Source organism: Streptoverticillium reticulum (genome assembly GCF_047456005.1).
In the GTDB taxonomy this organism is placed as follows: Bacteria; Actinomycetota; Actinomycetes; order Streptomycetales; family Streptomycetaceae; genus Streptomyces; species Streptomyces reticulum.
Genome location: NZ_CP179755.1, coordinates 347,012 through 358,899, shown reverse-complemented (window position 1 = coordinate 358,899; position 11,888 = coordinate 347,012). Strand labels below are relative to the sequence as shown.

Annotated in this window: 9 protein-coding genes; 6 read left to right on the top strand and 3 right to left on the bottom strand. The window is 71.6% G+C overall.

The features are described 5' to 3' along the window. The first annotated feature begins 117 nt into the window (after positions 1–117). Positions 118–876 (top strand): SDR family NAD(P)-dependent oxidoreductase, encoded by a 759-nt coding sequence (locus ACMATS_RS01655; protein WP_390780643.1) that lies wholly within the window; start codon positions 118–120, stop codon positions 874–876. 57 nt (positions 877–933) lie between these two features. Here the strand turns inward: ACMATS_RS01655 and ACMATS_RS01650 are convergent, their stop codons facing one another. From ACMATS_RS01650 to ACMATS_RS01640, 3 genes are read right to left on the bottom strand one after another with little or no spacing between them, the layout of a single operon-like run. Beyond that, positions 934–1,248 (bottom strand): FeoC-like transcriptional regulator, encoded by a 315-nt coding sequence (locus ACMATS_RS01650; RefSeq protein ID WP_414166575.1) that lies wholly within the window; start codon positions 1,246–1,248, stop codon positions 934–936. Further along, positions 1,242–3,203, bottom strand: coding sequence for a ferrous iron transport protein B (gene feoB / locus ACMATS_RS01645; protein WP_414166574.1), 1,962 nt, complete (start codon positions 3,201–3,203; stop codon positions 1,242–1,244). The genes ACMATS_RS01650 and feoB overlap by 7 nt, the downstream gene beginning before the upstream one ends. Beyond that, positions 3,196–3,432, bottom strand: coding sequence for a FeoA family protein (locus ACMATS_RS01640; RefSeq protein WP_414166573.1), 237 nt, complete (start codon positions 3,430–3,432; stop codon positions 3,196–3,198). Before ACMATS_RS01640 ends, feoB begins: the two co-directional genes overlap by 8 nt. A 356-nt stretch (positions 3,433–3,788) precedes the next feature. On the opposite strand from ACMATS_RS01640, the gene ACMATS_RS01635 reads away from it, so the two are divergent. The 5 genes from ACMATS_RS01635 to narI all read left to right on the top strand — a co-directional run bounded on the left by ACMATS_RS01635 (position 3,789) and on the right by narI (position 11,876). Next, on the top strand, positions 3,789–4,973 hold the full coding sequence (locus ACMATS_RS01635) for an MFS transporter (protein WP_414170634.1): 1,185 nt from the start codon (positions 3,789–3,791) through the stop codon (positions 4,971–4,973). A gap of 153 nt (positions 4,974–5,126) precedes the next feature. Beyond that, complete coding sequence (locus ACMATS_RS01630; RefSeq protein WP_414166572.1) at positions 5,127–8,834, top strand: nitrate reductase subunit alpha; 3,708 nt, start codon at positions 5,127–5,129, stop codon at positions 8,832–8,834. Continuing rightward, on the top strand, positions 8,834–10,513 hold the full coding sequence (narH, locus tag ACMATS_RS01625; RefSeq protein WP_414166571.1) for a nitrate reductase subunit beta: 1,680 nt from the start codon (positions 8,834–8,836) through the stop codon (positions 10,511–10,513). Before ACMATS_RS01630 ends, narH begins: the two co-directional genes overlap by 1 nt. Beyond that, positions 10,510–11,136: a nitrate reductase molybdenum cofactor assembly chaperone gene (gene narJ, locus ACMATS_RS01620; RefSeq protein WP_414166570.1), complete on the top strand. Its 627-nt coding sequence runs from the start codon at positions 10,510–10,512 to the stop codon at positions 11,134–11,136. The genes narH and narJ overlap by 4 nt, the downstream gene beginning before the upstream one ends. Next, positions 11,136–11,876 carry a respiratory nitrate reductase subunit gamma gene (narI, locus tag ACMATS_RS01615; RefSeq protein WP_414166569.1) on the top strand — a complete coding sequence of 247 codons (741 nt, stop codon included), beginning with the start codon at positions 11,136–11,138 and terminating at the stop codon, positions 11,874–11,876. The genes narJ and narI overlap by 1 nt, the downstream gene beginning before the upstream one ends. Positions 11,877–11,888 lie beyond the last annotated feature (12 nt).

The window sequence follows — 11,888 nt, the reverse complement described above, 5'->3', positions numbered from 1 at the left end:
ACGTGAAGTCCGATATCCGCCGGACTCGGCTGCCGTCGTACTGCAGTCTGACGGAGGTGGTCGTGCTCCGAGCTCGGCCGACCCCACTGGTGCCACTTCTCCCCGAAAGGCTTCTCCATGTCTTCCCGTCTGGACTCCAAGGTCTTCGTCGTCACCGGCGGCTCCTCCGGTATCGGCCTCGCCGTCGCGCGGCGACTCGCGTCGGAAGGCGCCGCCGTCGTCATCGGCGCCCGTCGCAAGGACATCGGTGAAGGGGCTGCCGAGAGCATCCGGGCCACGGGCGGCCGGGCGCTCTTCGTCCCCGCCGATGTCTCCGTCGAGGCCGACGCCGCTGCGCTGGTCACGGCGGCGCTCTCCGAATTCGGCAGCCTGGACGGGGCGTTCAACAACGCCGGCTCTGTCAACGCTTCCGGCCCGGTGTCCAGTATCGACGGCGCTGCCTGGAACGCCGAGATCTCACAGAACGTCACCAGCGTCTTCAACTGCCTCAAGCATCAGATACCGGAGGTGCTCAAGACTCGTGGGGCGATTGTCAACAATGCCTCCAACATGGGGGTCGTCGCACTGCCCGGCGTCGCCCCGTACGTCGCGGCCAAGCACGCGGTCGTGGGCCTGACCCGGGCCGCCGCGCTCGAAGTGGCCGAACAGGGCGTGCGCGTCAACGCCATCACCACCGGCGGCGTCGACACGCCGCTGGCACGCACCTCGATGCTGACCAGCGACGAGGCCGTCGCGCAGATCTCGGCAATGCACCCGGTGAACCGCATCGCCCGGCCCGAGGAGATCGCCCCACTCGTGGCGTTCCTGCTGAGCGACGACGCCTCGTTCATCACCGGCGCAGCCCTCGCGATCGACGGTGGATTCACAGCCCGCTGACCGCTGTCGGCTGTCGAGCCCCCGGCCGCTGGCGGCTCGTCCCCACGCTCCGGGCTGTCATCCCGTGCTGTCATCGCCGGACCGCGCCGGTCGGATGACATGCAGGGCGGAGGGTGCGGTTCCGCCCTCCGCCCTGCGGGCCGTGGAACAAGCGGTCGCCAGCGCGCATCTCCCGCAACCGGCCGGTGCACGGCTGCCGTTGACCGCCTCGCGGGTCAGCACCCCGCGGTCGATCCAGAACTCGACCATCGAGGCGGCCTCGTCCGGGGCGACCCCCGCCCGGGCCGCGATCTCCTCCAGGCGCAGACCGCCCTGCGCCTGGAGGATCTGCTGCAGAACGTGCCGTAGCGGGCTGACCGGCCGGTTCACCACCACAGGGATCCGATCTGGAAGACCGCGACCGCCAGCAGCCAGGCGACGGCCAGTTGGAGGCCTGTGGCGAGGAGCGTCATACGTCGCCCGATCTCCTGCCACTGCGCGGCGATCGTGGTCATGCACGGTGTGTAGGCCAGCACGAAGACCAGGAAGGCCAGCACCGCAGGCAACGGGTGCCCGCCCGACGCCCGGCCGAAGGTGGCATGCAGCTCCGCGCTCAACTCCCTTTGGCGGCCCGCATCGTCAGCACCGTAGGTCTGCGCGAGCGTGGACACCACCGCCTCCTTCGCCACGAACCCCGTGCCCAGCGCGGCCGCCGCGTGCCAGTCGCCGAACCCGGCGGGCGCGAAGGCGGGCGCCGCGGTCCGCGAGGCGGCGCCGAGGACGCTGTGCTCGACCGGGGTGGCACCGAACCCCGTGCCGGGCGCGGCGCCCAGCGGGACGGCGGAGCACAGCCACACCGCGGTGACGGCCGCGACGACGACCCCGCCCGCGGTGCGCAGGAAGGCGACGAGCCGCTGCCAGGTCTGGGCGCCCACGACGCGCACGGCCGGCAGGCGGTAGGGCGGCAGCTCCAGCACGAGGGCCTCGCCGCGCAGTTCACGGAAGAGCGTGTGCCGGAGCAGCATGCCGACGCCGATGACGAGCAGCACCGACAGGACGTACATCGCAAACACCACGGTGCCCGCCGCGTTGCCGAAGAACGTGCTCGCCAGGAGGACGTAGACCGTCAGGCGGGCGCTGCAGGACACGTACGGGATGATCATGCCGACGAGCATGCGCTGCCGCCGGTCCGCGAGGACACGCACCGCGGAAAGGGCGGGCACGTTGCAGCCGAAGCCCACGATGACGGGCAGAAAGGCCCGGCCCGGCAGGCCCAGACACCTCATCAGCCGGTCGACGACGAAGGCCGCCCGGGCCATGTACCCGGAGTCCTCCAGGACGGCCATCAGGACGAACATGACGACCATCAGCGGTATGAAGGACAGGAGTTGGCCGACGCCCGCGCCCAGCCCGTCGACGACCAGGCCGGACAGCCACGCGGGGGCGTGCACCGCGTCGAGCGCCCCAGCGCCGCCTCCGGTCACCGGCCCGTCGAAGAGCGCGGCCAGTCCGTCCTGCAGCGGCTTCGCGACGGTCGTGGTGGCCGTGAAGACCAGCCACATGACGGCGAGGAAGAGCGGACCGCCGAACCTGCCGGAGGTCAGGACCCGGTCGACCCGGTCCGAGAGGGTCGGCCGGAACGCGTCCTCCTGGGTCCGCACCTGTGCCAGCACCCGGTGCGCCCAGGCGTAGCGCGCCTCGGCCCGCGCGATGCCGGCTTCCCCGTCGTCGTCCCCGTCCGGCGCGTGCGCGGGTGTCTCCACCGGGTCCTGCGGCCGGGTCCCGTCATCGGCGAGCGCGCGGCTCACGGCGTCGCCGAGTTCGGCCAGCCCCCGCCGTCGGCGGGGGAGGACCGGTACGACGGGCAAGCCGAGCAGCGCGGCCAGCGCTCCGGCGTCGATTTCGGTTCCGCGCGTCCCGGCCACGTCCGTCATCGTGAGGGCGACGGCGCAGGGCACCCCCGTCCCCAGTACTTCGGCGATCAGGCAGAGGCTGCCGGCGAGGTTGGCGGCGTCGGCGGTGACGACGACGAGGTCGGGGCGGTCCGTCCCGTCCGGGTCGAGCAGCAGGCTGCGGGTGAGGGCCTCGTCGGGGGAGCGCGGGACGAGGCTGCGGGTGCCGGGGAGATCGAGCAGTTCGATCTCGGTGCCGCTGTCCGGCCGCCATGTGCCCCGGGCCACGTGCACCGTCGTGCCCGGCCAGTTGCCGACACGCCCCCGTGCACCGGTCAGTGCGTTGAAGAGGGTGGACTTGCCGACGTTGGGGGCGCCGACGAGCGCGACGACCGGGGCGGCGCCGTCGCACCGACGGCCGGGTCCGCGGTCGGCCGCGGCGCATGCCCTAGACACGGGAGTCCGCGAGGGCGGTCACCCGTATCCCGCGCGCGGTGTCCGCGTCGACGGCGTACCGGGCGTCCCCGAGGGCCACCACCAGGCCCCCAGCCGCACCCCGCCCGACGACCCGGATCTCGTGGCCGGGCAGGAACCCCAGCTCGGAGAGCCTGAGGCGGTCGGGCCCGGGCAGGCAGAGCCGGCCCAGCCGTACGCGCACCCCCGGGGCGCAGTCGTGCAGTGTCATGCGTACCTCCGTGTCGATCACGGCAAAGGTAAGGCTTGCCTTGGCGTAAAAGAGCCCGGAACGCAGGGCCGTGGGTGATTCGGCGCGGATCGGGGACCTTCGGTCCCGGGCGACGGGTCCGGCCGGCCCCGGGGGAGGGGCCGACCGGCGGAGCCTGCGGTCCGGGCAGTCGGCCGTCCGGCCGGGGGAAGGGGCCCGTTCAGCCCTGTCTGTCCCGATGTGTTCTCACTGACCCTGATTGCGGGGGGTGCCGCACATCCGATGAGAGGGACGCCATGCGCGCTCCGCAGCACCTGACCGACGACGTACGACCCGGCGACGCGGGCCGGGCCTCCCCGGCCGCCCGCCCGGGAGCGATGCTGGCTCTCGCCACGGTCGGTTTCGCGGTCAACTTCTGGGCGTGGGCGCTGCTCAGCCCGCTCGGCCCGCGGTTCAAGGACATCCTGGAGCTGAGCTCGTTCGAACAGTCCCTGCTGGTCGCCGTGCCGGTGGTGGTGGGTTCTCTGGGCCGCATCCCGGTGGGGGCGCTCACCGACCGGTTCGGCGGGCGCGTGATGTTCCCCCTGGTGTCGGCCGCCACCGTCGTGCCCGTGCTGTACCTGGGGCTGGCGGGCCATTCCTCGCTGTGGGGCCTGCTCGTCGGAGGGTTCTTCCTCGGCATCGGCGGCACGTCGTTCGCGGTGGGCGTGCCCTTCGTCGGCGCCTGGTTCCCGCCCGAGCGGCGCGGACTGGCGATCGGCCTCTTCGGCGCCGGCATGGGCGGCACGGCCATCAGCGCGCTGACCACGGTGCGGCTCGTCGACGCGCACGGCACGGCGTACCCCTTCCTGATCACCGCCGGCGTCCTGGCCGCGTACGCGGTCCTGTCCTTCGCCCTGCTCAGGGACGCCCCCGGCCGCACGGTGCCCACCGAGCCGCTCGCGCTGCGCCTGGCCGCCACCGCCCGGCTCGGCGTCACCTGGCAGGCGTCCGCCCTGTACGCCGTGACCTTCGGCGGCTACGTGGCCTTCTCCGTCTACCTGCCCACGTACCTCAAGACCGGCTACGGCCTCGCCCAGGCCGACGCGGCCAACCGGATGGCGGGATTCGTGCTGCTCGCGGTCGCGATGCGGCCCGTGGGCGGCTGGCTGTCGGACCGGTTCGGGCCGGCGCGGGTGCTGGCCGCGTCGCTGGCGGTGGTCGCCGTCGGCGCGGCCGTCCAGGCGGGTACACCGCCCCTGATGCCCGTGGGCACGATCGCGTTCCTCGCGATGGCCGCCGCGCTGGGCGCCGGCAGCGGAGCCACCTTCGCGCTGGTCGCCCTGCTGACGCCGACGAACCAGGTCGGCTCGGTCACGGGCGTCGTCGGCGCCGCCGGCGGCCTGGGCGGCTTCGTCCCGCCGCTGCTCATGGGAACCCTCTACGGGACCTACGGCTCGTACGCCCTGGGACTCGCCCTCCTCTGTGTCATCGCGGCGGCCGCACTCGCCTTCACCCTCACCAGGGTGCGCAAGGACGCGGTCCGCGCGGTGGCGGGAGACATGACGGCCGCGTCCGGCTGAGCATGGCGTCCGGCCGGGCAAACGGAGGTCCGAAGGCGCGTCGTACGTTCCCGGAACGGGGGCGTTGCGGCATGGTGACGCGTGAGGTTCGCACGTCACCATGCCGCGAACCGCGGACGACATGGGCCGCGAGGCCCGGAGGAGGACGAGGCCGTGGCCGCCGAGCCGCACACGGAACGGGCCCGTCTGGACGACGAGTTGACCGAGGCCCTCGTGCGGGCCCGCCGGTTCCTCACCCGGGCCGACATCTCCGACGATCTGCGCACCGTGCACCGGACCGGCGGGCGCCGGGCGGACGACTTCTACCGGGACCGCTGGTCGCACGACAAGGTGGTGCGCTCCACGCACGGGGTGAACTGCACCGGATCGTGCTCGTGGAAGGTGTACGTCAAGGACGGCATCATCACCTGGGAGTCCCAGCAGACCGACTACCCCAGCGTCGGCCCGGACCGCCCCGAGTACGAGCCCCGGGGCTGCCCCCGCGGTGCCGCCTTCTCCTGGTACACCTACTCGCCGACCCGCGTCCGCTACCCCTACGTACGCGGCGTCCTGCTGCAGATGTACCGCGAGGCCAAGGCCCGGCTCGGCGACCCGGTGCTCGCGTGGGCGGACATCGTCTCCGACCCGGAGCGCTCCCGCCGCTACAAGGCGGCGCGCGGCCGGGGCGGTCTGGTCCGGGCGGGCTGGGACGAGGCGGCCGAGATGGCGGCCGCGGCCCATGTGCACACCATCAAGGAGTACGGGCCGGACCGGCTGGCCGGATTCTCGCCGATCCCGGCGATGTCGATGGTCTCGCACGCCGCCGGAGCCCGGTTCTACTCGCTGCTGGGCGGGGTGATGCTGTCGTTCTACGACTGGTACGCGGACCTGCCCGTCGCCTCGCCGCAGGTCTTCGGCGACCAGACGGACGTACCGGAGTCCGGTGACTGGTGGGACGCCGGCTACCTGATCATGTGGGGATCCAATCTGCCGGTGACCCGTACGCCGGACGCGCACTGGATGGCCGAGGCCCGCTACCGCGGCCAGAAGGTCGTCGCCGTCTCACCGGACTACGCCGACAACGTGAAGTTCGCCGACGAATGGCTGGCCGCCCACCCCGGCACCGACGGCGCCCTGGCGATGGCCATGGGACACGTTGTCCTCAAGGAGTTCTTCACCGACCGGCAGTGCGAATACTTCGACGGCTACGTCAAGCAGTACACCGACCTGCCGTTCCTCGTCACGCTGGAAGAGAGCAGCCAAGGAGCCTACGTTCCAGGCAAGTTCCTCACCGCCGAGGACCTCGGCGGTGAGGCGGCCCGTGCGGAGCACGCCGCCTTCCGCACCGTGCTGCTGGACTCCGCCACCGGTCAACCCGTCGTGCCCAACGGTACGTTGGGCGACCGGTTCGGCGAGTCAGGGGCCGGGCGCTGGAACCTCGACCTCGGCGGCGTCGACCCGATGCTGTCGGCGGCCGGGGGAGCGGAGGGCGCGGTGACGGTGAAACTGCCGCGCTTCGACGCTGCCGACGGCACAGCAGCCGGCCTGCTGCGCGGCGTCCCTGTGCGCCGGGTCGACGGCCGCCTGGTGACCACCGTCTTCGACCTGCTCCTGGCCCAGTACGGCGTGGCCCGGGACGGACTGCCCGGCGTGTGGCCCACCGGCTACGACGACCCGGACCAGCCGTACACCCCGGCCTGGCAGGAGGCGATCACCGGCGTCCCCGCCGCCACGGCCGCCCGCATCGCCCGGGAGTTCGCTGCGAACGCCGAGGAGTCCCAAGGGCGTTCGATGATCATCATGGGCGCGGGCACCAACCACTGGTTCCACTCCGACACCATCTACCGCGCCTTCCTCACCCTCACCACCCTCACCGGCTGTCAGGGCGTCAACGGCGGCGGCTGGGCCCACTACGTCGGCCAGGAGAAGGTCCGCCCCATCACCGGCTACTCCATGCTGGCCACGGCATCCGACTGGAACCGGCCCGCCCGGCAGATGATCCAGACCGCCTACTGGTACCTGCACACCGACCAGTTCCGCTACGACCACTTCGGCGCCGACACCCTCGCCGCAGCCGGTCCGGGCTCCGCCTTCGCCGGCCTGTCCACCGCCGACGTGATCGCCGCGTCCGCCCGCATGGGCTGGATGCCCTCCTACCCGACCTTCGACCGCAACCCCCTCGACCTCGCCGACGAGGCCACGGCGGCCGGGCGCAGCCCCGCCGACCACGTCGTCGCCGAACTCACCGCAGGAAAGCTGCGGTTCGCGGGCGAGGACCCCGACGACCCGCGCAACTTCCCCCGCGTCCTGACCGTGTGGCGCGCCAACCTCCTGGGCTCCTCCGCCAAGGGCAACGAGTACTTCCTCAAGCACCTCCTGGGCGCGGACTCGTCCGTCCGGGCCACCGAGGCCCCGCCCGGTGCCCGTCCCCGGGACGTGGTCTGGCGGGACGAGGCCCCCACCGGCAAACTCGACCTGCTGCTCACTCTGGACTTCCGGATGACCAGCACCACTGTCCACTCGGACATCGTGCTCCCCGCCGCCACCTGGTACGAGAAGCACGACCTCAGCACCACGGACATGCACCCCTTCGTCCACTCCTTCAACCCGGCCATCGCCCCGCCCTGGCAGACCCGCACCGACTGGGACATCTTCCACACCCTCGCCCGCACCTTCAGCCGCCTCGCGGCCACCCACCTGGGCACCCGGCAGGACCTGCTCGCCGCACCCCTGACGCACGACACCCCCGACGCCCTGGCCACCCCGCACGGCCGCGTCCGCGACTGGAAGGCCGGGCAGTGCGATCCCGTGCCCGGCCGCACCATGCCGAAACTCCTGGTCGTCGAGCGCGACTACGCCGCCGTCGCCGAGAAGATGGCCGCCCTCGGCCCGCTGCCGGACACCCAGGGACTGACGACCAAGGGCATCACCTACCGGGTGGAGGCCGAACTCGACCACCTGCGCCACAAGAACGGCACCGTGCGCGGCGGAGTCGCCGACGGGCGCCCGTCCCTCGCCCGCGACGTGCACGCCTGCGAGGCGATCCTGGCCCTGTCCGGCACCACCAACGGCCGCCTCGCGACCCAGGGATTCCACACCCTTCAGGCCCGCACCGGCACGCGGCTGGCCGATCTCGCCGCCGAACACGAGGGGAAGCGGATCGCGTTCGCCGACACCCAGGCCGCTCCCGTCCCCGTCATCACCTCGCCCGAATGGTCCGGCTCCGAGGCCGGGGGACGCCGCTACGCGCCCTTCACCGTCAACGTCGAACGCCTCAAACCCTGGCATACCCTCACCGGACGCCAGCACTTCTACCTCGACCACGACTGGATCACCGCACTCGGCGAACAACTGCCCGTCTACCGGCCGCCGCTGAACATGCACGCCCTCTTCGGCGAACCGCAGATCGGCGACAACGGCGAACGCGGCCTCACCGTGCGCTACCTGACCCCGCACAACAAGTGGTCCATCCACTCCGAATACCAGGACAACCTCTTCATGCTGTCCCTCTCCCGGGGCGGCCCGACCATCTGGATGAGCGCACAGGACGCCGCGAAGACGGGCATCCACGACAACGACTGGATCGAGGCGGTCAACCGCAACGGCGTCGTCGTCGCCCGCGCCGTCGTCTCGCACCGGATGCCCGAGGGAACCGTCTACATGCACCACGCCCAGGACCGCCTGATCGACGTCCCCCGCACCGAGACCACCGGCCGCCGCGGCGGCATCCACAACTCCCTGACCCGGCTGCTGATCAAACCCACCCACCTCATCGGCGGCTACGCCCAGCTCTCCTACGCCTTCAACTACCTGGGACCGACCGGCAACCAGCGCGACGAGGTCACCGTGATCCGCCGCCGCTCGCAGGAGGTGACGTACTGATGAGGGTGATGGCCCAGATGGCCATGGTGATGAACCTCGACAAGTGCATCGGCTGCCACACCTGCTCGGTCACCTGCAAACAGGCGTGGACCAACCGCACGGGTGTGGAGTACGTGTGGTTCAACAACGTCGAGACCCGGCCCGGCCAGGGCTACCCCCGCCGCTACGAGGACCAGCGGACCTGGCGTGGTGGATGGGAGCTGAACAGGAGAAACCGCCTCGTCCTCAAGGGCGGAGGGCGGCTGAGGAAACTGCTGACGATCTTCTCCAACCCCAAGCTGCCCACGCTCGACGACTACTACGAACCCTGGACCTACGATTACGCGACCCTGACCGACGCCCCGTTGCAGGAGCACACGCCCGTCGCCCGGCCCAAGTCGCTGATCTCGGGCAAGGACACCAAGATCTCCTGGTCGGCCAACTGGGACGACGACCTCGGAGGGTCGGCCGACCACGGGGACAAGGACGTCCTGCTGAAGAACCTCTCGGAGAAGGTCCGGTTCGAGTTCGAGCAGACGTTCATGTTCTACCTGCCGCGCATCTGCGAACACTGCCTCAACCCGTCCTGCGCCGCCTCCTGCCCGTCCGGCGCGATCTACAAGCGGGAGGAGGACGGCATCGTCCTCGTCGACCAGGACCGCTGCCGCGGCTGGCGCATGTGCGTGACGGGCTGCCCGTACAAGAAGGTCTACTTCAACCACCGCACCGGCAAGGCCGAGAAGTGCACCTTCTGCTTCCCCCGCGTCGAAGTCGGCCTGCCCACCGTGTGCTCGGAGACGTGCGTCGGCCGGCTGCGGTACATCGGACTCGTCCTCTACGACGCCGACCGGGTCCTCGCCGCCGCCTCCACCCCCGACGCCACCGGGCTCTACGAGGCCCAGCGTTCGGTCCTCCTCGACCCCGCCGATCCGCAGGTCGTCCGCGAGGCCGAACGCGCCGGGATCCCGCGCGACTGGATCGACGCCGCACAGCGTTCCCCGGTCCACTCACTGATCAACACGTACAGGGTGGCGCTGCCGCTGCACCCGGAGTACCGCACCCTGCCCATGGTCTGGTACATCCCGCCGCTCTCCCCGGTGGCCGACGCCCTGCGCGAGACCGGTCACGACGCCGAGGACCGGAGCAACCTCTTCGCCGCCGTCGACGCCCTGCGCATTCCCGTCGACTACTTCGCGCAACTCTTCACCGCCGGAGACCCCGCCCCCGTCGAGGCGGTGCTCGGGCGGCTGGCCGCCATGCGCTCGTACATGAGGGACATCAACCTCGGCAGGATCCCCGACGAGACCATTCCGCAGTCCGTCGGCATGAGCGGCGAACAGCTCTACGACATGTACCGGCTGCTGGCCCTGGCCAAGTACGACGAGCGGTACGTGATCCCGCCCGCACACGCCGAACAGGCCCACGCGCTGGAGGAGTCGGTCACCGAGTGCGCCCTGGACTACGAGGGCGGCCCCGGCATGGGAGGCTCCGGCCCGTTCGGAGAGTCCTCCGGCGGCCCCGCGCCGGTCGCCGTCGAGAACTTCCGGGCGCTGCACGAACGCCAGACCTCCGACGCCCCCACCACGCCCACCGGCCGGGCGGACCGCGTCAACCTCCTCAACTGGGACGGCAAAGGGCGCCCCGCCGGCCTCTTCCCGCCCGCCACCGCGGAGGACGACGAGAGCGGACCCCGGTCGTGACCCCCTCCGACGCATGGATGCCGCGCGCCTGGCAGACGCAGTCCCTGCTGCTGGCCTACCCCGACGAGCGCTTCCGGCACCACCACCTGCCCCTGGCCCGCCGGGCCGCCGCCACCCTGCCGGACCGGGCCGGCGCGCCCCTGCTGACCTTCGCCGAGCACCTCGACGGTCAAACACAAGAAGACGTCACCGCCGACTACGTCGCCACCTTCGACCACCGCAAACACTGCTGCCTGTTCCTGACCTACTACGCCCACGGCGACACCCGCAGACGAGGCCTCGCCCTGCTGCGCCTGAAACGGACCTACGCCGCCGCGGGATGGCGCCTGACGGACGAGGAACTGCCCGACCACCTCGCCGTCGTCCTGGAGTTCGCCGCCGCCGTCGGTCCCCGCGACGGCAGACGCCTGCTGTGCGACCACCGCGCCGGCATCGAACTCCTGCGCCTGGCCCTGCGCGAGACCGGCTCGCCCTGGACCCGCGTGCTCGACTCCGTCCGCGCCACGCTGCCCCCGCTGACCGGCGACGAACACACCGCCGTCGCCCGCCTCGCCGCCGAGGGACCCCCGGAGGAAGAGGTGGGCCTGGCCCCCTTCGCGCCCGAACCCGCAAGAGGTCTCTGATGCACCACGGACCGACCACCTGGCAGACCCTCCTGTGGGTGGTCCTGCCCTACCTCGTCCTCGTGGTCTTCGTCCTCGGCCACGTCTGGCGCTACCGCTACGACAAGTTCGGATGGACCACCCGGTCCTCCCAGCTCCACGAGAACCGCCTGCTGCGCATCGGCAGCCCCGTCTTCCACTTCGGCGTCCTGCTCGTCCTGCTCGGCCACATCGGCGGCCTGATCGTCCCCAAGAGCTGGACTGAGGCCGCCGGCATCGCCGAACACACCTACCATGTCACGGCCGTCGCCCTCGGCACGGCCGCCGGGGTGTGCACCCTGGGCGGCCTCGCCGTCCTCGTCTACCGCCGCCGCACCGTCGGCCCGGTCTTCTCCGCCACCACACGCAACGACAAGGCCATGTACCTCTCGCTCACCACGACGATCGCACTCGGCCTGTCCGCCACCGTCGTCGCCAACCTGGTGGGCGGGGGATACGACTACCGGAGCACCATCTCGCCCTGGTTCCGCTCCCTGTTCGTCCTGCACCCCGACCCGGCGCTGATGAGCGGGGCGCCCGTGCTCTTCCAACTGCACGCCATCAGCGCCCTGTTGCTGTTCGCCTTCTGGCCCTTCACCCGGCTCGTCCACATGCTGACGGCGCCCGTGGGCTACCTGTGGCGCCCCTACATCGTCTACCGCAGCCGCGAGCCCGGGCTGGGCACCCGGGCCCCGCGGCACGGATGGGAACGCGTCGGATAGCCCACCTTCTCC

Bases quoted from the DNA above. Each gene is read 5' to 3' on its own strand.
- narI (WP_414166569.1), top strand. From the start codon at position 11,136: ATGCACCACGGACCGACCACCTGGCAGACCCTCCTGTGGGTGGTCCTG.
- ACMATS_RS01640 (WP_414166573.1), bottom strand. From the start codon at position 3,432: ATGACACTGCACGACTGCGCCCCGGGGGTGCGCGTACGGCTGGGCCGG.
- ACMATS_RS01635 (WP_414170634.1), top strand. From the start codon at position 3,789: ATGCTGGCTCTCGCCACGGTCGGTTTCGCGGTCAACTTCTGGGCGTGG.
- ACMATS_RS01655 (WP_390780643.1), top strand. From the start codon at position 118: ATGTCTTCCCGTCTGGACTCCAAGGTCTTCGTCGTCACCGGCGGCTCC.
- narH (WP_414166571.1), top strand. From the start codon at position 8,834: ATGAGGGTGATGGCCCAGATGGCCATGGTGATGAACCTCGACAAGTGC.